Origin of the sequence: Nocardiopsis chromatogenes YIM 90109 (assembly GCF_000341185.1) — a bacterium.
Classification (GTDB): domain Bacteria; phylum Actinomycetota; class Actinomycetes; order Streptosporangiales; family Streptosporangiaceae; genus Nocardiopsis_A; species Nocardiopsis_A chromatogenes.
The window spans coordinates 1-19,268 of the sequence record NZ_ANBH01000287.1; the positions used below are offsets into that span (position 1 = coordinate 1).

22 protein-coding genes and 1 tRNA gene are annotated in these 19,268 nt (G+C 75.2%); 4 read left to right on the forward strand and 19 right to left on the reverse strand.

What is annotated here, in order from left to right:
- From D476_RS0125910 to D476_RS40175, 4 genes are all read right to left on the reverse strand, one after another.
- Positions 1-334: sulfurtransferase (locus D476_RS0125910; RefSeq protein WP_017626824.1), on the reverse strand; the 334-nt coding region annotated here is incomplete at its 3' end.
- Between the two features lie 428 nt (positions 335-762).
- The gene (locus D476_RS0125915) at positions 763-1,104 is read right to left on the reverse strand and encodes a TlpA family protein disulfide reductase (RefSeq protein WP_017626825.1); all 342 of its coding nucleotides are present in this window, start codon (positions 1,102-1,104) and stop codon (positions 763-765) included.
- Positions 1,105-1,106: 2 nt separating this feature from the next.
- Entirely contained in the window at positions 1,107-1,793 is a 687-nt protein-coding gene (locus D476_RS0125920; RefSeq protein ID WP_017626826.1) for an LmeA family phospholipid-binding protein, read from the reverse strand.
- Between the two features lie 140 nt (positions 1,794-1,933).
- Positions 1,934-2,254 carry a putative quinol monooxygenase gene (locus tag D476_RS40175; protein ID WP_017626827.1) on the reverse strand — a complete coding sequence of 107 codons (321 nt, stop codon included), beginning with the start codon at positions 2,252-2,254 and terminating at the stop codon, positions 1,934-1,936.
- Positions 2,255-3,343: 1,089 nt separating this feature from the next.
- Between D476_RS40175 and D476_RS0125930 the strand changes: the two genes are divergently transcribed.
- Positions 3,344-4,129, forward strand: coding sequence for an HAD family hydrolase (locus D476_RS0125930; RefSeq protein WP_017626829.1), 786 nt, complete (start codon positions 3,344-3,346; stop codon positions 4,127-4,129).
- Positions 4,130-4,146: 17 nt separating this feature from the next.
- Here the strand turns inward: D476_RS0125930 and D476_RS0125935 are convergent, their stop codons facing one another.
- The 4 genes from D476_RS0125935 to hemL all read right to left on the reverse strand — a co-directional run bounded on the left by D476_RS0125935 (position 4,147) and on the right by hemL (position 7,448).
- Positions 4,147-5,064, reverse strand: coding sequence for an NAD-dependent epimerase/dehydratase family protein (locus D476_RS0125935; protein ID WP_017626830.1), 918 nt, complete (start codon positions 5,062-5,064; stop codon positions 4,147-4,149).
- Between the two features lie 82 nt (positions 5,065-5,146).
- Positions 5,147-5,245, reverse strand: a complete 99-nt coding sequence (locus tag D476_RS36735) for a 30S ribosomal protein bS22 (RefSeq protein ID WP_013155353.1) — start codon at positions 5,243-5,245, stop codon at positions 5,147-5,149.
- 173 nt (positions 5,246-5,418) lie between these two features.
- Positions 5,419-6,057 (reverse strand): histidine phosphatase family protein, encoded by a 639-nt coding sequence (locus tag D476_RS0125945; protein ID WP_017626831.1) that lies wholly within the window; start codon positions 6,055-6,057, stop codon positions 5,419-5,421.
- A 101-nt stretch (positions 6,058-6,158) separates the two neighbouring features.
- Positions 6,159-7,448: a glutamate-1-semialdehyde 2,1-aminomutase gene (gene hemL / locus D476_RS0125950; protein WP_051061844.1), complete on the reverse strand. Its 1,290-nt coding sequence runs from the start codon at positions 7,446-7,448 to the stop codon at positions 6,159-6,161.
- Positions 7,449-7,567: 119 nt separating this feature from the next.
- Here hemL and rraA point away from each other — a divergent pair, with 119 nt between their 5' ends.
- Positions 7,568-8,056: a ribonuclease E activity regulator RraA gene (gene rraA / locus D476_RS0125955; RefSeq protein ID WP_017626833.1), complete on the forward strand. Its 489-nt coding sequence runs from the start codon at positions 7,568-7,570 to the stop codon at positions 8,054-8,056.
- Between the two features lie 25 nt (positions 8,057-8,081).
- On the opposite strand, the gene D476_RS0125960 is transcribed toward rraA, so the two are convergent.
- From D476_RS0125960 to D476_RS0125995, 8 genes are all read right to left on the reverse strand, one after another.
- Positions 8,082-8,741: a bifunctional DNA primase/polymerase gene (locus D476_RS0125960; protein ID WP_017626834.1), complete on the reverse strand. Its 660-nt coding sequence runs from the start codon at positions 8,739-8,741 to the stop codon at positions 8,082-8,084.
- Positions 8,742-8,828: 87 nt separating this feature from the next.
- Positions 8,829-9,812: a porphobilinogen synthase gene (hemB, locus tag D476_RS0125965; protein WP_017626835.1), complete on the reverse strand. Its 984-nt coding sequence runs from the start codon at positions 9,810-9,812 to the stop codon at positions 8,829-8,831.
- 16 nt (positions 9,813-9,828) lie between these two features.
- Positions 9,829-11,508: a bifunctional uroporphyrinogen-III C-methyltransferase/uroporphyrinogen-III synthase gene (locus D476_RS0125970; RefSeq protein WP_017626836.1), complete on the reverse strand. Its 1,680-nt coding sequence runs from the start codon at positions 11,506-11,508 to the stop codon at positions 9,829-9,831.
- 22 nt (positions 11,509-11,530) lie between these two features.
- Positions 11,531-12,526, reverse strand: coding sequence for a hydroxymethylbilane synthase (gene hemC / locus D476_RS0125975; RefSeq protein ID WP_017626837.1), 996 nt, complete (start codon positions 12,524-12,526; stop codon positions 11,531-11,533).
- Positions 12,523-13,971, reverse strand: coding sequence for a glutamyl-tRNA reductase (locus D476_RS0125980; RefSeq protein WP_026123856.1), 1,449 nt, complete (start codon positions 13,969-13,971; stop codon positions 12,523-12,525). Before D476_RS0125980 ends, hemC begins: the two co-directional genes overlap by 4 nt.
- A 37-nt stretch (positions 13,972-14,008) precedes the next feature.
- Positions 14,009-14,710, reverse strand: coding sequence for a redox-sensing transcriptional repressor Rex (locus D476_RS0125985; RefSeq protein ID WP_017626839.1), 702 nt, complete (start codon positions 14,708-14,710; stop codon positions 14,009-14,011).
- A 182-nt stretch (positions 14,711-14,892) separates the two neighbouring features.
- Entirely contained in the window at positions 14,893-15,120 is a 228-nt protein-coding gene (locus tag D476_RS0125990) for a glutaredoxin family protein (RefSeq protein WP_051061845.1), read from the reverse strand.
- 117 nt (positions 15,121-15,237) lie between these two features.
- Positions 15,238-15,498 carry a MoaD/ThiS family protein gene (locus D476_RS0125995; RefSeq protein ID WP_017626841.1) on the reverse strand — a complete coding sequence of 87 codons (261 nt, stop codon included), beginning with the start codon at positions 15,496-15,498 and terminating at the stop codon, positions 15,238-15,240.
- Between the two features lie 109 nt (positions 15,499-15,607).
- On the opposite strand from D476_RS0125995, the gene D476_RS0126000 reads away from it, so the two are divergent.
- Together D476_RS0126000 and D476_RS37665 are read left to right on the forward strand one after the other, a co-directional pair.
- Positions 15,608-16,366, forward strand: a complete 759-nt coding sequence (locus tag D476_RS0126000; protein WP_017626842.1) for a winged helix-turn-helix domain-containing protein — start codon at positions 15,608-15,610, stop codon at positions 16,364-16,366.
- A 145-nt stretch (positions 16,367-16,511) separates the two neighbouring features.
- A complete protein-coding gene (locus D476_RS37665; protein WP_026123857.1) occupies positions 16,512-17,663 on the forward strand; it encodes a hypothetical protein in 1,152 nt (383 codons plus the stop codon).
- Positions 17,664-17,700: 37 nt separating this feature from the next.
- Here D476_RS37665 and D476_RS0126010 read toward each other — a convergent pair whose 3' ends face one another.
- The 3 genes from D476_RS0126010 to D476_RS0126020 all read right to left on the reverse strand — a co-directional run.
- Positions 17,701-18,072, reverse strand: a complete 372-nt coding sequence (locus D476_RS0126010; protein WP_017626843.1) for a hypothetical protein — start codon at positions 18,070-18,072, stop codon at positions 17,701-17,703.
- Between the two features lie 687 nt (positions 18,073-18,759).
- Positions 18,760-18,832 (reverse strand) — tRNA-Thr (locus D476_RS0126015).
- A gap of 102 nt (positions 18,833-18,934) precedes the next feature.
- Positions 18,935-19,268 (reverse strand): alpha/beta hydrolase (locus tag D476_RS0126020; RefSeq protein WP_026123858.1); only part of this gene is annotated, 334 nt, incomplete at its 5' end.

The following is a 19,268-nucleotide window of genomic DNA, read 5'->3' on the forward strand; positions in this document are numbered from 1 at the left end:
CGCCGTCGAGCAGCTTGGTGCTCTGGTGGCCGTAGAGGCGGAAGTACCAGTAGGCGTAGGCGGCGAACCAGTTGTTGTTGCCGCCGTAGAGCACCACGGTGTCGTCGTTGGCGATGCCGCGCTCGGACAGCAGCCTCTCGAAGCCGGTCCGGTCCACGAAGTCCCGGCGGACCGGGTCCTGGAGGTCCTTCTTCCAGTCGATCTTGATCGCGTTGCGGATGTGGCCCTTGTCGTAGGCCGAGGTGTCCTCGTCGACCTCGACGAGGACCACCTTCGGGTCGTCCAGGTGAGCCTCCACCCAGTCGGCGTCCACCAGGACGTCGGAGCGGCTCATGGGGAACCTCCATAAATCGGAATCGTGCAGCGGCGGTGAGAGGGGTGCGCGCACGGCTCCGCGGCCGACCGGTGCCGGTCGGCTGTCGGGGTCGCGGGTTCTGCGGGGGACGGCTGCGGCCGTCGCCGTCCGTCCCTGCCGTGGAGCCGCATGGGTGATGCTCCCTGTCGCGTTGGCGGCGCCGGAGGGCCTGGCGGGTCGTACGCGCGGCATCGGCGGCGTCGGGCGCCCGGGCCGGCGGACGGGCCGGGGCGCGGAGGACCGCTCTACAGGGAAGGCAGACAGAGCGCGGCGGCGACGTGGCAGTAGTCCACCGCCCGCCGCTTCGTCAGAAACGCGCCTGCCAAAGATTCCACGGCACCGATCGTACGGGCCGCCCACCGGCTTGTCACGCGTGGCCGGTGTCACAGTGCCCGCTTCCGGGCCGCTCAGGCCCCCTCGCCGTCGAGCAGGACCGCGCCCAGGGCGGCGATGACGTCGGCCTTGCGGGGCATGCCCGAGGCCCGTCGGCGCACCCGCCCCTGTGCGTCGAGCACCAGCACGGCGGGGGTGGAGGTGACCTCCAGGCGGCGCACCAGCTCCAGGTGGGACTCGGCGTCCACGTCCACCGCCGCCACCCCGGGGACCATCGCGGCCACCTCGGCCAGGACGCGGCGGGTCGCCACGCAGGGTCGGCAGAACGCCGAGGAGAACTGGAGCAGGGTGGCCCGCTCGCCGGGGGACCGCCCCAGCGCGGCCAGGTCCACCCGCTCCGGACCGGGGCCGCGCACGGCTACCCCTGTCCGCCGACCAGCTGCACGTCCTCGGCCTCGGCCGAGACCTGGACCCCGTTGGGCAGCGCCTCGATGCCGGTGATCCTCAGGTCGAACGGCAGCCGCGGGATCTGGAAGGAGACGGTGAGCCGCTGGGCGACCTGCGCGCCCAGGTCCGTGCCGGTGTCGCCGACCCGCACGTCGGTCGGGGTGACCGTCACCGTGTCGCCCTCGGCGGTGATCTCCAGCGCCGCCGAGACCGGGCGGCTGAACCCGCCCATCGACAGGTCGCCGGACATGCGCGGCTCGCCGTCCTCGGTCTCGATGACGATGCCCTCGGGGAGGCGCTGCTGCAGCTCGCTGTAGGGCAGCATCACCCGGGCGTCGGCGCTCTCGGCCACCGCGCTGGGCTCGCTCATCAGCGCCGACAGCGGCGCGTGCACGTCGCGCGCGGTCACGTCCACCCGCTCCAGCTGCACATCGTTGGCGACCATCGCGCCGGTGACGATGGAGATCTCCGAGTAGGTCCCGCCGACCGCCTGGGTCAGGAACGGGAACCCGCCGATGGACACCTCCGGTTCGGAGGACGTCTCGTACTGGGCACCGACCCGCTTGGCGATCTCGCTCTGGGCGGCGTAGTGCAGCCCGCGGTCCGCCACGGCGAGCACGATCAACAGGAAGACGAGGAAGACGAGGAATTTGCGCATCGGGGGCTTCCAGCACGCTCCGTAGGTTTCGGCGTCGCCGCGGGCCGGAGGGTCCGGCGGGCGGCGGGCCCGCGCCGGCGCCGCGGACCGTATACCGCAAGGAAGGGTACTTCACGCCCCGGGCGCCCGCCCCCGCGGCCTCACCTCGGCATCAGCATGGCGGCCAGGTGGTCCGAGGCCGAGGCGCCCGCCAGGGAGAGCTCGATGACGTTGGTCGCGGTGACGCTGTGCGCCACCCGCCGGGCGAACTCGCGCACGTGCGGCTGCTGCTCGTGCTCCTCCAGCGCCAGGTCGTCCCGGTAGATGGCGTAGACGATGCGCTGCAGCGGCGCGCTGGGCACGGTGTGGCAGGCGAAGAGCAGGGTGTCCGGCTCGCGCCGGGCCACCTCGTCCACGACCAGGTCGGCCACGTCGTCGAAGTCGTCGGCGCGCCCCTCGGCCAGGGCGTAGATGGTGATCACGCCGCGCATCCGGGAGGGGCGGGCGCCGCCCGCGGGGGCACGGCCCTCGTCCGCGGCGCCGTAAGGGTCGCCGTAGCCGTCGTGATCGTCGTCATAGCCGTAGTCGTCCTCCGGCTCGGCCTTGCGGCGCCTTCCGAACACGGCCTCGTCCTCCCCGTCGTCTGCCTCGTCGTCCAGAGCGTCGTCTCCGCGCCGTCCGCGGCCGCCGCGGCGGCGGCCGCCCCCGCNCTGCGGCGCCCCTGCGGCTCCTCAGGCGGGTTCTGCGCCCGCATGAACGCCGCCCAGAGCGCCGCCAGCGCACCCAGCATCAGCACCTGCCCGAAGACGCCCAGCCCGAGGCGGGCCACGGCGACCTCCAGCAGCACGGCGAGCGCGAGCAGCCCCACCACCGACGCCCGGTGGCCGGGCGCGCGCCCGCGCAGCGCCGCCACCGCGGCCCCGGCCAGCGCCAGCACCGCGAACCCGTGCACCGCCGCCAGGGCGACGCCGGGGATGACGTCGTAGTGCTCCCCCTGCGGGGGGTACCCGCTGCCGAAGTCGGACCGCACCGGGTCCAGGGCCAGCACCACCGCGGGCACCACGGCCAGCGTGGTGACCGCCAGGCGGGCGCCGAAGCGGACCCGCGGCGAGGCCACCGCGTACTCCAGCGCGCCCCAGGCGGCCAGCAGCGGGCCGAACAGCCCCGCGCCGATCTGCCAGAGGCGGAAGGTGAGCCCGGAGAAACCGAGCAGCGCACCGGGGAACGCGGCGCTGAGCGCGACCGCCAGCGCGACCGCGGACCCCGCGAGCACCTTCGCGTGGGTCCCCCCGTCGCGCTGCCCGCGCGCGATCAGCGCCGCGGTGACGCTCCAGGCCACCAGTGCGCAGACGAATGCCAGTCCTACCTCGACCATCCCGCCAATGATGCTGCACGATCGGGACCGAACGGGAATCGGACCGTTCCCGGCCTGGTCGGAGCGGCGGCCGAAGGCCCGGTCCGCGCGGGGGCGGGGTCCCCCGCACCCGCGCCGACTGTGAGTTACCTCACGGCGGGCGCGGCCGGGGCCGGGGCGCCCCGGGGCCCGGTCACCGGGCCATAGGCTCGACGCCATGAGCGGCCGAGACCAGGGGCGGCGCCGCGCGGCCTTCTTCGACGTGGACAACACCGTCATGCGCGGCGCGTCCATCTACCACTTCGCGCGCGGCCTGGCCGCCCGCGACCTGTTCACCACCCGCGACCTGCTGCGGTTCGCGTGGGGGCAGACGGTCTTCCGCGTCGGCGGCAGCGAGCGGCCCGAGCACATCAACGCCGCGCGCGAGGCCGCGCTCGCGTTCGTCGCCGGGCACCGCGTGGACGACCTCGTGGAGCTGTGCGAGGAGATCTACGACGAGTCGATGGCCTCACGGGTATGGGAGGGGGCGGTGCGGCTGGTCCGCCGCCACCTGGAGGCGGGCGAGCGGGTGTGGCTGGTCACCGCCACCCCGGTGGAGCTGGCCGCGATCCTCGCCCGGCGCCTGGGCCTGGACGGCGCCCTGGGCACCGTCGCCGAGACGGTGGACGGGGTCTACACCGGACGGCTGATCGGGGACCTGATGCACGGCCCGGCCAAGGCCGATGCGGTGCGCGCCCTCGCCGAGCGCGAGGACCTGGACCTGGCCGAGTGCTCGGCCTACAGCGACTCCTGCAACGACCTGCCGCTGCTGACGGCGGTGGGCCGCCCCAACGCGGTCAACCCCGACGACGCCCTGCGCCGCCGGGCGCTGGCGCGCGGGTGGCCGGTGCACGAGTTCCGCCGCCACCGCGCGGCGCTGCGCGTGGGCGTCCCCGCCGCCGCGGCGGGCGCCCTGGCCGGAGGGCTCGCGGTGGGGGCGCTGCGGCGCACCCGGCGCTCCTAGGAGCGCCCCGGAGGCGCCTAGGCGGCGTCCAGGAAGCTCTCGAAGGCCTCCTGGGAGGTGTAGGAGGGGCTCCAGCCGATGGCCCGCTCCAGTTCGGTGGGGTCCAGGACGCGGTCGCAGCACAGCTGCCGGAGCCGCTCGGGCGAGTAGTCCACCTCGCCGCGGCGGGCCAGCCCCCGCAGCACCTTCAGGCCGCGCTCGGGGAGCGCGAAGCGGTGCCGCCCCACGCGGCGCACGCAGTGCGAGAGCGGCAGCGACCCGGGGGCGGCGACGTCGAACACCCCGTCGGGGGCGCTCCCGCCGCCGTCGTCGGCGAGCGCCATCCGGCGCACCGCCTCCACCCCGTCGTCCTGGTGGATGAACTGCATGCGGGGGTCGTAGCCGCGCACGGTGGGCACCACCCGCAGCCCGAGGTAGCGGGTCAGCGGGGACTCCACCGAGGGGCCGATGATGCCGGCGAACCGCAGCACCGCCACCGACAGGTCGGGGCGGCGGCGGGACAGCGCGGCGGTGTGCCGCTCGATGCGGGCGGCCTCCGAGGGGCCCACCCTCCCAGCGCCCCCGGCACCGGGGCCGGTGCCGACGGCGGCGCTGGAGCGGACCACCAGCCGCCGCACGGCCTCCGACCGCTGGCAGGCGTCCAGGAGCTGGAGCGTTCCCAGCACGTCGCGGCCGGGGGCCCTGCGGCGCCCGGCGGCGGGGTCCTCGGCGAAGCCCAGGTGCACCACCGTGTCGGCGCCGGTCTCGCGGACCACGTCGCCGACGCTCTGGTCGTGCAGGCGCACGGGCACGAACTCGGCCGCGCCGAGGCCGCGCCCCGGCGGCGCCGAGTCCATGGCGACCACCCGGCCGACGCCGGGGTCGGCGCTCAGGGCCTCGGCGGCCCGGGCTCCCACATACCGGGAGGCCCCGGTAACGATCACGACGCGGCTCATCGAGGCACGCCTCCACACATCGGGATCACAGGTGTCCTCCACTTGCGCCCCGGCCGCGGCCGAGGCGAGGGACGCGGCGTGCCTACTTCTTGTTGCGGCGCGCGACACGCGTGCGCTTGAGCAGCTTGCGGTGCTTCTTCTTCGCCATCCGCTTGCGGCGCTTCTTGATGACGGAACCCATGCGATCACCTTCTCGCAGAAGACATCGGGACACGACGGGACCGGGACCACGCCGAAGAACGGCGCGCGGGCCCATCGGGAGAGTGCGGCGGCGCACGCCGCGCCACGGCGGCGGTGCCGCACCCGGTGAGCCAGCCTACCCGGTCCGGTTCCGCCGCACGCACACGCACCAGGTCAGGCGCCCGGCACCTGCGGCCCCGCGCCGTAGAGCTCGGCCGCCGGCTCGGTGTAGCCCACGCTCACCAGCCGCTGGTCCTCGAAGGTCAGCGAGGTCACACTGGCCAGGTTGCACTGGCGGCGGTCGGGGCGGTGCCACAGCCGCCGCCGCTCGGCCGCGCGCCGGGCGGTCCAGATCGGCAGCTGGTGGCTCACGCACACCGCCTCGCGCCCCCAGGCCTCCTTGCGCACCGCCTTGACCACCGCGACCATGCGCGCGGCGATCTCCTGGTAGGGCTCGCCCCAGGAGGGCGTCAGCGGGTTGTACAGGTGCCGCAGCAGCGTCGGGTCGGTCCGCAGCGACCGCCCGGTGACCCGCCGCCCCTCCAGCTTGTTGGCGGACTCGATCAGCCGCGCGTCCAGGCGCACCTCCAGGCCGGTCCGCTCGGCCAGCGGTGCGGCGGTCTCCTGGGCCCGCTCCAGCGGGGAGGAGTACAGCGCCGCGATGTCGCGGCCGTCGAACCACCCGGCGGCGAGTTCGGCCATGCGCGCACCGGCGTCGCTGAGGTGGAAGTCGGGCAGGCGGCCGTAGAGGATCCGGTCGGGGTTGTCCACCTCACCGTGCCTGAGCAGGTGGACGACGGTCGTCGCGGTCATCGGGTGTGTCTTTCCGTTCGGGTTCGGCTCCGGCGGCGGGGCGGGCGGGGGCGCCGCTGCGAACAGCGTAGACGCCCCCCGCCCGGTCGGTTCCGCCGCGCCTAGGCGCGGGCCGCGGCCCGCGCCGCCTCGGGCAGGGCGGCCAGCACGCGCTCCACGGCCTCGTCGTCGTGGGCGGCCGAGAAGAACCACGCCTCGAACGCCGCCGGGGGCAGGTACACGCCCTGCTCCAGCATGGCGTGGAAGAACCGGGCGAAGGCCGCGGTGTCCTGCGTCCGCGCACCGTCGAAGTCGGTGACCTCCCGGTCGGTGAAGAAGACCGTGAACAGGCTGCCGCCGCGCTGCACCCGGTGCGGCACCCCGGCCTCGGCCAGCTCCTGCTCGGCCGCGTCGGCGACCTGCGCGCTCACCCGGTCGATGCGGGCGTAGACCTCGTCGGTGGCGTTGCGCAGGGTGGCCAGCCCCGCGGCGGTGGCCAGCGGGTTCCCCGACAGGGTGCCCGCCTGGTAGACGGGGCCGGAGGGGGCGAGCTGCTCCATGACGTCCGCGCGGCCGCCGAAGGCCGCCGCGGGCAGGCCGCCGCCCATGACCTTGCCGAAGGTCATCAGGTCGGGGCGCACGCCCTCCAGGCCGTACCAGCCCGAGGCCGAGACCCGGAAGCCGGTGAGCACCTCGTCGAGTACCAGCAGCGCTCCGTGCCGCTCGGTGATCTCGCGCAGCCGGGCGTTGAACCCGTCCTTGGGCGGCACCACGCCCATGTTGGCCGGGCAGGCCTCGGCGATGACGCAGGCGATCTCCTCGCCCGACTCGGCGAAGACCCGCTCCACCGCCTCGGGGTCGTTGTAGGGCAGCACGATGGTGTCGGCGGCGCTCGCGCCGGTCACCCCGGGCGAGTCGGGCAGCCCGAAGGTCGCCACCCCGGACCCGGCGGAGGCCAGCAGGGCGTCGACGTGCCCGTGGTAGTTCCCGGCGAACTTGACCACCTTGCCGCGGCCGGTGGCGCCGCGGGCCAGGCGGATCGCCGACATGGTGGCCTCGGTCCCGGAGTTGACCAGCCGGACCCGGTCCACGGGCGCGCGGGCGGCGATCTCCTCGGCCAGCTCCACCTCGCCCTCGCTGGGCGCGCCGAAGGAGGTGCCCTTGGCGGCGGCCCCGTGCAGCGCCTCGACCACGGCCGGGTGGGTGTGCCCGAGGAGCAGCGGCCCCCAGGAGCAGATGAGGTCGACGTAGGAGTTGCCGTCCACGTCGGTCAGGTACGGGCCCCGCCCGGAGGCCATGAAGGGCGGGGTGCCGCCCACGGCGCCGAAGGCGCGCACGGGCGAGTTCACCGCGCCGGGCACCACGGCGGCGGCGCGTCGGAACAGCTCAGCGGATGTCTCATGTGTAGCCACAGCCCAAGTGTGGCACCGGCGTGCCGGGGCCGTGCCCCGGCCCGCGCCCCGGCGTGGGCTCCCCCGCCCGGCACGGATACCTTTCTCCCGACGCCATGACGTAAGGAAGCGAGGGGACGATGACCGAGGTGTACGCCACCGCCGACCTGATCGACGCGCACGGGGACGCCCTGCAGAGCTGCGAGACCCAGTTCCGCTCCTACGGCGGGCGCGCGGCCTTCCACGGGCCGATCGCCACCATCAAGTGCCACGAGGACAACGCCCTGGTCAAGGAGCAGCTCAACCAGCCCGGGGAGGGGTGGGTGCTGGTCGTGGACGGCGGGGGATCGCTGCGCACGGCCCTGATGGGGGACATGATCGCGCGCGCCGCCGCGGAGAACGGCTGGGCGGGCGTGGTGGTCTTCGGCGCGGTGCGCGACACCGCCGAGCTGGCCGGCCTGGACCTGGGGGTCAAGGCGCTGGGCTCCAACCCGCGCAAGTCGGCCAAGACCGGGGCGGGGCGGCTGGACGTGCCGGTGGCCTTCGGCAACACGGTGTTCAGCCCGGAGGCCTGGCTCTACAGCGACGCGGACGGCATCGTCGTCGCCGAGGAGCGCGTCGAGGCCTGAACAGGGCCCTGAGCGGCGCGCCGCGCTAGGAGAACTCCTCGCAGGCGTCCGCGAGGACGTCCAGGACGGCGATCGGGTCCGGCAGCGGGTGGCCGTCCTGCGGGGAGCGGATCCAGGCCACCCGGTCGCCCCCGGGCATCAGCGACGGTGCGGCCGTCACATAGCTGTTGCGGCAGTGCCAGCGCAGGCCCGGGGTGTCCTCCAGGGTCTCGGGGACGCAGTCGAGGTGGCACGACCACCACTCGTCCTCGTCCGCGGGCGAGCGGGTGGCCACGAAGAACAGGTACCGGCGGGCGTCCACCGCGGCGACCGGGCCCGGGTTCAGCCCGCCGCGGTCCATCCGGGCCATCGCCATCACCCCGGCCCCGGCGGGCACGTCGAACACGTCGAAGACCCGGCCGGTGGGCAGGATGACGTTGGCCTCGGGCTGGGCGCCCCACCAGCGGTCGACGGTGTCGGGGTCGGTGGTGGCCTCCACCGCCCAGGCGGCCGAGAGGGGGTGCGCGGCCGGGTCGGGGCAGCCGATGCGGTCGCACCCGCAGGCCCGCCCGCCCAGGGTGGAGGGGGCCGCGCCGCGGACCACCGGCCACCCCAGGGCCGCGTACGCCAGCGCCGCCTCCCGCATGCCGCCGCCCGGCCCGCCGCGGCCGTGCCTGCGCCGCCGCCGGTTGAGTACGTCCGCCATCCCTGGCCTCCCCGCTCCTCGTCTGCGTCCGGAGCGGGGCCGGTGTTCCCGAGGTGGCCCGCCCCGGTCCTTGTCCCGGTCCCCGGGTCACCTCAGCAGGCGCGCCGCCTCCACCGCCCAGTAGGTGAGGATCTGCGCCGCCCCCGCCCTGCGGAGGCTGGTGATCGTCTCCAGCACCACGCGCTCGCGGTCCAGCCACCCCTTCTGCGCGGCGGCCTCCACCATGGCGTACTCGCCGGACACCTGGTAGGCCGATACCGGCACCGGACAGCTCCGGGCCACCTCGGCCAGGATGTCCAGGTAGGCCAGGCCCGGTTTGACCATCACCATGTCGGCGCCCTCGGCCACGTCCAGCGCCACCTCGCGCAGCGCCTCGGAGGCGTTGGCCGGGTCCTGCTGGTAGCCGGTGCGGTCGCCGAAGCTCGGCGCCCCCTCGGCCGCCTCGCGGAAGGGGCCGTAGAAGGCGGAGGCGTACTTGGCGGCGTAGGACAGGATCGGCACCTGGGTGTACCCGGCGCCGTCCAGGGCCGCGCGGATCGCCGCCACCTGGCCGTCCATCATCCCGCTGGGCGCGACCACCTGCGCCCCGGCCGAGGCCTGGGCCACCGCGACCGAGGCGTAGCGCTCCAGCGTGGCGTCGTTGTCCACCTCGCCGGTGGGGGTGAGCAGCCCGCAGTGCCCGTGCGAGGTGAACTCGTCCAGGCACAGGTCGGACATGACCACGATCGCGTCGCCCACGTCGGACTCCAGGTCGCGCAGGGTCCGCTGGAGCACGCCGCCCGGGTCGTCGGCGGCCGAGCCGCGCTCGTCCTTGTACTGCGGGATGCCGAACAGCATCAGCGCGCCGACCCCGGCCTCGGCGGCCTCCTGGGCGGCCTTGCGCACGCTGTCCCGCGTGTGCTGGACCACCCCGGGCATCGACTCCACCGGGTTGGGCTCGCCGAGGCCCTCCTTGACGAACATCGGCAGGATGAGCTCCTCGGGCCGCGGCCGGGTCTCGGCGACCAGGCGGCGCAGCGCCGGGGTGCGGCGCAGGCGCCGCGGGCGCGCGGCGGGGAAGCGGGCGTTCATCGGCGGGTCCCCCTCGTCACAGCGTCTTACGGCGGCGGCCGCGCCGCTTCTGGCTCGGCTTGAGCGCCGGCTTCCCGGCCGCCAGCGCCTCGGCCCGCTGCCTGGCACCGTACTCCGAAAGCGCCTCCGCCAGGGCCGAAACCGCCGTCTTCGGCGCCACGACGTCCACCCGCAGGCCGTACTCCTCGGCGGTCTTGGCGGTCTCCGGGCCGATCACCGCGATCACCGTGGTGTTGTGCGGCTTCCCGGCGATCCCCACCAGGTTGCGCACCGTGGAGGAGGAGGTGAACAGCACCGCATCGAAGGCGCCGCCCTTGATGGCCTCGCGCACCGGCGCGGGCGGCGGGGCGGCGCGCACCGTGCGGTAGGCGGTGACGTCGTCGACCTCCCAGCCCAGGTCGGCCAGGCCGGCCGAGAGGGTCTCGGTGGCGATGTCGGCGCGCGGCAACAGCACCCGCTCGATCGGGTCCAGCTCGGCGTCGTAGGGCGGCCACACCTCGACCAGCCCGGCGCCGGACTGGCGGTCCGGCGGCGGCGCCAGGTCCGGCTCGATGCCGAACTCGCGCAGCCGCGCGGCGGTCTGCTCGCCCACCGCGGCCACCTTGACCCCGGCGAACGCGCGCGCGTCCAGGCCGTACTCCTCGAACTTCTCGCGCACCGCCCGGACCGCGTTCACCGAGGTGAAGGCGACCCACTGGTAGCGGCCGGTGACCAGGCCGCGCACGGCCCGCTCCATCTGCTGAGGCGTGCGCGGGGGCTCCACCGAGATGGTGGGCACCTCCTCAGGCACCGCGCCGTAGTCGCGCAGCTGCCCGGACAGGCCGGCCGCCTGCTCCTTGGTGCGCGGCACCAGCACCCGCCAGCCGAACAGGGGGCGGGACTCGTACCAGGACAGCTCGGACTGGCGGGCCACCCCGGGGCCCATCATGAACAGCGCCGGGGCGGTGGCGTGGTGGCCCTTGGCGTCGAACGCCTTCAGGTCGGCGACCAGGCGGGACAGCGTGGACACCACGGTGGTCTGCTCGGTGGTGCCGCCCATCCGGGTGACCGCCACCGGGGTGGTGCCGGGGTGCCCCCCGGCGACCAGGGCCTTGCACAGCCGGTCGAACCCGGGCCCGGCGGGCCGGTCCCCGTCGGGGGCGTCGGGGAACATCACCGCCAGCGAGGCGTCGTCGCGCCCGGACAGCTCGGCGGCGAGCCGCTCCCAGTCCACGGACTCGTCCTTGCCGTTGACCACCCGCACCTCGCCGACGCCCTTGGGCATCATCGGCACCCCGGCGAAGGCCGGGACCGCGGTGACCGAGGACAGCCCGGGGACCAGCTCGAACTCGACCCCGGCGGCGGAGCAGGCCTGCGCCAGCTCCTCGGCGCGGCAGCCGAAGACGGGGTCGCCGCTGTACAGCCGCACCACCCGCGCGCCGCCCAGGGCGCGGCGGACGGCCTCGGCGTCGGCGCCGCCCGCGCACTCCTCGGCGGGGACGAACTCGGCGCCCTCCTTGCAGTGGGACAGCAGCGCCTCGCGGTGCTTGGCCATCTCCGGCCCCGGCTCGCGCAGCCCGAACACCACGTCGGCCTCGGCGAGCACCTGGGCGCCGCGCAGCGTGAGCAGCCCGGCGTCGCCGGGCCCCGCGCCCACGGCGGCCACCGGCCCGGGGGCCGGGGCGCTCGCGTCGGTCTGCGGCTCAGGCGGATTCATCGTGCGCACGCTCCTCGTGGTCTCATGCTCCGGCGCCCGGTCCGGCGGCGCCCCCGATCTCCCCCGGGTCGGCCACGATCCGGTCGGCCCCGTCGGCGATCATCGAGCGGGCCAGCTCCCGCCCCAGGTCCGCGGCGGCCTTCAGGTCGGCCGGGTCCACGTCCAGTTCGGCGGTGCGCGCGGCGCGCACCTGCTGTGTGCCGTCCGTGGAGGCCACGGCCGCCTCCAGGCGCAGCCGCCCCTGCTCGAACCGGGCGAAGGCGCCCACCGGGGCATGGCAGCCCGCCTCCAGCTCGGCCAGCACGGTCCGCTCGGCGGTGACGGCCAGGCGGGTGGCGGTGTGGTCGACCGCGGACAGGTAGGCCAGGTCGTCTCCGGCGCGGTCGGCGCGGCACTCCACGGCCAGCGCGCCCTGCCCGGGGGCGGGCAGGACCCGGTCGGGGGCCAGGACGTCGGTGGCCGCGTCCAGGCGGCCGACCCGCACCAGCCCGGCGTAGGCCAGCACCACCGCGTCGACCTCGCCGGAGGACACCTTGCCCAGGCGGGTCTCGGCGTTGCCGCGGATGGGCACGTAGGACAGGTCGGGGCGGTGCGCGGCGAGCTGGGCGACACGGCGCGGCGACCCGGTGCCCACGCGGGCCCCGGCCGGGAGCGTGTCCAGGGTGAGGCCGTCGCGGGCGCACAGCGCGTCGCGCGGGTCGTCCCGCTCGGTGACCGCGGCCAGCACCAGCCCCTCGGCGGGGGCGGTGGGCAGGTCCTTCAGCGAGTGCACGGCGAAGTCGACGCCGCCGTCCAGCAGGGCGTCGCGCAGGGCGCTGACGAACACGCCGGTGCCGCCGAGCTGGGTCAGCTGGGCCCGGGTGGTGTCGCCGAAGCTGGTGATCAGCTCCAGGTCCACCGGCACCCCGGTGCGCTCGGTGACCGCGTCGGCGACCAGCCGGGACTGGGTGGTGGCCATGGTGCTGCGGCGGGTGCCGAGCCGGGCGGCCCCCGGCCGCCGGGCGTCCTCGGTGCTCACGCGTCCTCCCCTGCGACGGGCTCGGGGCGGCGGACGGCGTCGGGGGCGCCGGGGTCGAGCCCGAACAGCTCGCGCAGCGCGTCCCCGTAGGCGTCCCCGCCGGGACGGGCGGCCAGCTCCTTGACCCGCACCGTCGGCTGGTGCATCAGCTTGTCGACGACCCGGCGCATGGCGCGGGTGATCTCCTCGCGCTCCCGGTCGCCCAGGTCGGGCAGGCGGCCCTCCAGGCGCGCCAGCTCGCCCTCGAGGACCTCGTTGGCCTTGGTCCGCAGCGCGACCACGGTGGGGGCCACCAGGTCGGCGCGGCGCACCGCCTCGTACTCGGCGACCTCCTCCTCGACGATCCGGCGGACCACCGGGACGGCCCCGGAGCCGCCCTCGGCGCCGGGCGCACCCCGGGCCGCGGCGCGGCGCAGGTCCTCGATGTCCACCAGTTCGGCGCCGGGCAGGTCGCGGACGGCCTCGTCGACGTCCCGGGGCAGCGCCAGGTCGAGGAGGACGAGGGGGCGGGTGCGGCGCGGGGCGGCCTCCAGGGCGGCGCGCACGTCCTCGGCGGTGAGCACCAGGCCCTGGGCGCCGGTGCAGGAGACCACCAGGTCGGCGTCGGCGACGGCGGAGGCGGCCTGGGCGAAGGGGACGGCGCGGCCGGCCATCGGCTCGTAGGCCTCGGTGAGGCACTCGGCGAGGCGCTCGGCGCGCTCGGCGGTGCGGTTGGCCACCGCCACGGAGGTGGCGCCCTGGCGGGCGACGGTGTTGGCGGCCAGGGCGCTCATCGACCCGGCGCCCAGCACCAGCACGCGCACGCCGGTCAGCGCCTGCGGCTCGGGGAGGGCGGCGTCGGCCTCGTCGGCCTGCGCGCCCCCGGCCGGGCAGGAGGCGGGGGCGGCCGCCACCGCGCCCGCGGCTCCGGGGCGCAGCCGCTCCAGGGCGACCTCCAGCCCCAGGGTCACCATGTCGGCGCCGGCGTGGTCCAGGTGGGTCTCGGTGTGCGCGCGCTTGCCCACCCGCAGGGCGCGCTGGCCCAGGTCGTTGAGGACGCGGCCGAGGGTGCCGCCGTGCTGGGCGTCCTTGAGGGCGTTGCGCACCTGGCCGAGGATCTGCCCCTCGCCGACGACCATCGAGTCCAGGCCGCAGGCGACGGAGAACAGGTGCTGGACCGCGCGCTCCTCGTAGTGCACGTAGGCGTGCTCGGTGAGCTCGCCCATGGACACGCCGGTGCGCTCGGACAGCAGGGAGGTGATGGTGTTCAGGGCCGGGTGGAAGCGGTCCACCTCGGCGTAGACCTCGGTGCGGTTGCAGGTGGAGACCATCAGCACCTCGCTCACCGCGGGGGAGGCCGCCATCTCCGACATGAGTTTGAGGCGCTCTTCACCGCTCAGCGCGGCACGCTCCAGCAGCGCCACGGGCGAGCTCCGGTGGCTCAGCCCAACGGCGAGGACACTCATCTGCACTCCAATGCGGCGATCGCGGTGGCGGTCGCTGTCACGTCTTCTCCGTCGCGTCGATCCACCCCGCCTCGGGGGGCGCCTGCCCGTCGGCCTTCCGCTGCTCGTGGAAGGCCAGGATCTGCAGTTCGATGGACAGATCGACCTTACGCACATCGACGGCCGGGGGCACATTGAGGACGACCGGCGCGAAGTTCAGCACGCTGGTGACCCCCGCCTCCACGAAGCGGTCGCACACGCCCTGCGCCGAGACGGCGGGCGTGGCGATCACGCCGATGGAGACGCCTTCGGAACCGACAACGTCCTCCAGTGTGTCAATATGCCGCACCACCAGGCCCGCGACCTCGTCGCCGACGACGCGCCGGTCGGCGTCGAACAGCGCGGCGATGCGGAAGCCCCGGGTGCCGAAGCCCCCGTAGTTGGCCAGCGCGCGGCCCAGGTTGCCGACCCCGGCTATGGCCACGGTCCAGTCCTGGGTGAGACCAAGCTCACGGGAGATCTGGTACACGAGGTAGTCGACGTCGTAGCCGACGCCGCGGGTCCCGTAGGACCCCAGGTGCGACAGGTCCTTGCGGAGCTTGGCCGAGTTCACCCCCGCGATGGAGGCCAGGTCCTCCGAGGAGACGGTGAGGGTCCCCCGCTCGGCCATCCCCTGCAGGGCGCGCAGATAGACCGGGAGCCGGGCGACCGTCGCCTCGGGGATGCCCCTGTCCCTGGGGCGGGGTGAACGGGGGGTCACGGGCGTGCGCTCCTGAAGGGCGGTCGTCGGGTCGTGGGTCCGTGCCGTCATGTCCCGGATGGTCCCTCAGGCGCCGCGTGCGACGCGCCGTGCAGACCCCCGCGGCGGCGGATTCTCGACCTTCAGATTACGCCCTTGTGAAAGTACGCACAAAGTAGGGGCCCGTTCCGGCCGGGCCCCTGCTAGGAGCCGGTGAGCGCGGCCCGGAGGCGCTTCTCGCTCACCCGCCAGAAGTCGTGCGGGGCCCCGTCGACGAAGGTGACCGGGATCCGCTCCCAGTACTCGTCGCGCTCGGCGGGCGGGCTCTCGTCGAGGTTCCGGACCTCGTAGCCCACCCCCAGCTCCCCGGCGACGCGCCGGATCACCTCCAGCGCGTCCTCGCACAGGTGGCACCCGGGCCTGCCGAGCATGCTGATGCGCGGGGCCCCTTCCGGCCCCGCGGTGTCGGACGCCGCCACCGCGCCCTCCCCTCCGGCTCCCGTATTCCGGTCGGCCTCATACCCCGACAGGGGCACACCCGAATCAGATCACCCGCCCGCGAACGGCGGAAGGACCTCCACCACACCCCCCTGTGTGAGGAAGACCTCGGCGTGCGGGCGCGTGCCCACCGGCCGCTCGTCGACGAGGAAGGACGAGCGCTCCAGCACCCGCGCGAGCCGGTCGTCGCCGGATCGCCTGGCGCGCACCGCCTCCAGCGCCTCGGCCAGCGTCGTGGCCTCGTACGTCTCCTCGGCCGTCCCCGCGGCCTCTTTCGCCGCGGCCCAGTACCTGATGGTTCCGCTCACCATGGATTGATTATCCTTGAGCTTCTCGGAGGCATGAACGAATCGAATTCTCCACCGGGGGCAACGGCGCCTTCGATCTACCGCTTCACGGCGGGGTGACGGGAAGAGACGCATGAGCCACCTGCTGCTACTGACGAACTCCAACGAACCGTCCGACCACGTGCTGCCCGCCCTCGGTCTCCTCCTCCACTCGGTGCGCGTGGCCCCGGCCGAGCCCGGGGCGCTCCTGGCCGCCGGCGCCGAGCGCGCGGGGGGCGCCGTGGACGCCGTACTCGTCGACGCCCGCAGCGACCTGGCCGCCGCCCGCAATTTCTGCCGCCTGCTGGACACCACGGGACTGGACTGCCCGCTGATCGCGGTGCTCACCGAGGGCGGCGCCGCCGCGCTCACCCCGGACTGGCAGGTGAACGACTTCCTGCTCACCTCGGCCGGCCCGGCGGAGGTGGAGGCGCGGCTCCGGCTCGCCGTGGGCCAGGCCGACGCCGGGACCGACGACCCGGACGAGATCCGCCGCGGCGACCTGGTCATCGACGAGGCCACCTACATCGCCCGGCTGCGCGGGCGCATCCTGGACCTGACCTTCAAGGAGTTCGAGCTGCTGAAGTTCCTGGCCCAGCACCCGGGCCGGGTGTTCACCCGGGCCCAGCTGCTGCAGGAGGTCTGGGGCTACGACTACTTCGGCGGCACCCGCACCATCGACGTGCACGTGCGGCGGCTGCGCGCCAAGCTCGGCGCCGAGCACGAATCGCTCATCGGCACCGTGCGCAACGTGGGCTACCGGTTCGTCCCGGACACCGCCAAGGCGTCCGGCGCCGGCGATGCCGCGGACGCCGGGGCGGCCGTGCCGGGGCCCGCCACGGCCGACCGCTGAGACCGGCCCCTCCCGGCCGCCCCGGTGCGGCCCCGCGCAGGTCCGCGGGTCCGCACCGGCGCACTGGGCCTCGTGCCGGCCGCCGCGAGGGCCTAGGATGCTTGCGCAGACCGCCGCAGCCGCAGCTCCCCGAGGAGGCGACCCCATGCGCGCCGCCGCCGGCATCCCGCTGACCACCGCGTTCATCGGGTCCACCCTGGTCGCGATCGCGCCGCCCGCGGCGGCGTCGGCGCCGCTGGCCGTGGAGCTCACGCCAGGTGAGACCGTCGTGGAGGCGGGCGGGTCCGTCGAGCTGACGCTGACGGTGACGCCCACCGTGCCCGGAGCCTCGAAGGTGTGCCTGTACACGCCCTCGGCCGACGGCGGCTTCACCGTGGGCGAGGCGGACTCGGAGACGGCGCCGATGCGGACGGTGGTGACGGGCGCTCCCGAGGAGGACACGGAGGTCACCGCCACGGTGCTGTACGCGGCCGTGGCCGAGGAGCAGCCCTGCGCCAAGGTCCCGGAACAGGACCGTGCGACCGCGAAGTCCGAGCCCGCGCAGGTGCGGATGGCGGACACCGATCCCTCCCCCGATCCGACGCCTACTCCCACCCCCACCCCGACACCGACGCCCACCCCCACTCCGACGCCGACGCCCACTCCGACACCGACGGACCCGCCGGTGTCCCCGTCGCCCACGCCCACCAGGCCCCCGTCCCCCTCCCCGACCGAAACCGGCGGCGACGGCACGAAGGGCCCGGAGGCGACCTCGACGGACGGCCAGAAGGGGCGGGACGAGGACCAGGAGCAGGACGGGAACCCGGGCGGCACCGGGGGCGACGAGGAGTCGAACGAGAAGGGCGGGAAGAAGGGCGGGGCCACCGGGGACGAGGAGAGGAAGGACGACAAGGACACCGGCGGCAGCGGCGGAGACGGCGGCAACGGCTCGTCCGGCTCCGGCTCCGGCGGCTCCTCCCCCACCCGGCCCACCGCCCCGGACGTGCCGGACGCCCCGGACGCGCCGAGGGACCGGCCGTCGCTGCCCACCGGCGCGCCGAGCCTGCCGTCCCTGGACCCCGATGAGGACCGCGGCCTGGCCGACCTGCCCTCGGTGAGCCCCGGCGAGGGCGACGGAGGGACCGACGACCCGGCGACCGACAGCGCCGCCGTCGACCGGGACCTCTCCTCGTCGATGTCCCCGGCCGTACTGATGCTGGTGCTGATGCTCCTGCTGCTGTTCGCCGCGCCGCTGGCGCCCAACCGCCGGGTGCGGATGGGCGTCCTGGGCTACAAGGGCCGCCGCCGCAAGGGCTGACCCGGACGGAGGTCCCCCGTCGACCGGGCGGCCCGGCTCAGCCGAGGCGTCCCCGGCGGACGTCCTCCACCGCGTCCCGGGCGGTGTGCTGGTCCATGCCGGTCTCGTCCCGCATCACCCGCACGGCCTCCACACCACGCCCCAGCGCGAGCAGCTCGCGCACGCGGGCCAGGGTGGGCGCCGGGACGTCGGGCGACGCGCGCCCGCCCTCCCGGTCGGCCCCCTCCAGCACCGTGTAGCCGCCCTCCCCCGGGCCGACACGGTCACCGGGCCCACCCGGTCCGCCGTCGTCCCGCGGCGGCCCGCGGCGCCCCTCGACCTCGCGCAGCAGCCGGTCCAGCACCAGTCCCCCGCCCCCGAGCACGACGAGCGCCCCCAGGAGTGCCAGCACCATCAGCAGCAGGCTCATAGGTGGTCTGTACCCACACGGGCCCCAGGAATGGCCGCCCCGCACAGCCGCACCTCCGAGGGCGCGGGGCGGTGCCGCGCACGCGGTCTTCGGGCGGCGCCGCCCGGTGATTCTGTCGGGCAGCAGTGAGAACGAACCCCGATCACTGCAGGGGGGGCACCTTCGACGGCGCCAGGAGCGTGTCGCTCAGAAGCGGGAACACTCCGCCACGCCGTGATCCGGGCGGTACGCCGCGACCCCGGCCGGACAGTCGGACGGGAAACGCAGCGCACCGCCCCGCCCGCGGACGCCACCCCGGCCCCAACGGAGGCCCACGCCGACCGTCTCCACCTGTCCCCCGAACCCATCGACATCCGGCCGCGCGACGAGCAACCGACCGTCCCCCGAACCCGGCGAGAAACGTCCCCCTGCCGTCGACGTAGCCAGCCCGGCTCGAAAGGCAGCGGAGAACGCCGCATGAAACGCGGAAACAGGTGCGGAACCGTGATCCCGGCCGGGGCAGGGGACTCTCCGCCCTCGGCGACGGCGTAGTACCGGTCCTCCCGGCGGACCACGGTGCCGTCCGCCGGGGGCGCTCCGAGGGCGCTCGGCTCTCCCGGGGCGGCGGGACGCGGCCGATCAGACGATGGTCCCCTCGTGGTCCCCCAAAGCAGAACGCCGCCCCCGTCGGGGGCGGCGTTCGCGCTGAGCCGCCTGTCGGAATCGAACCGACGACCTATTCATTACGAGTGAATCGCTCTACCGACTGAGCTAAGGCGGCATCGGGCCCCGCTCGCCGCGAGGCCGCACCCAGTTTAGCGCCTCTCGGGACCCGCTGCGTCCCCGAGAGGCGCCCGGCGCCGGTGCGGCCCTCCCCGGGCCGTCAGGCCCCGCAGGTCAGGCCGTCCTCCGGCACCTCGCGCTCCAGCAGGTAGCCGTCGACCGCCGCGTCCACGCACGGGTCCCCGGCGCGGTAGGCGGTGTGCCCGTCGCCCTCGTAGGTCAGCAGCACCCCCGAGTCGAGGCCGTCCGCCATCTCCTCGGCCCACGCGTACGGCGTGGCCGAGTCCCGCGTGGTGCCCACCACCAGGATCGGGTCGGCGCCCGGGGCGTCGGCCTCCCACTCGTCGGCGACCGCCTCTTCAGGCCAGTGGGCACAGGTGAACGCCGCCCACGCCGAGGACGGCCCGAACAGCGGGGAGGCCTCGGCGGGCCGC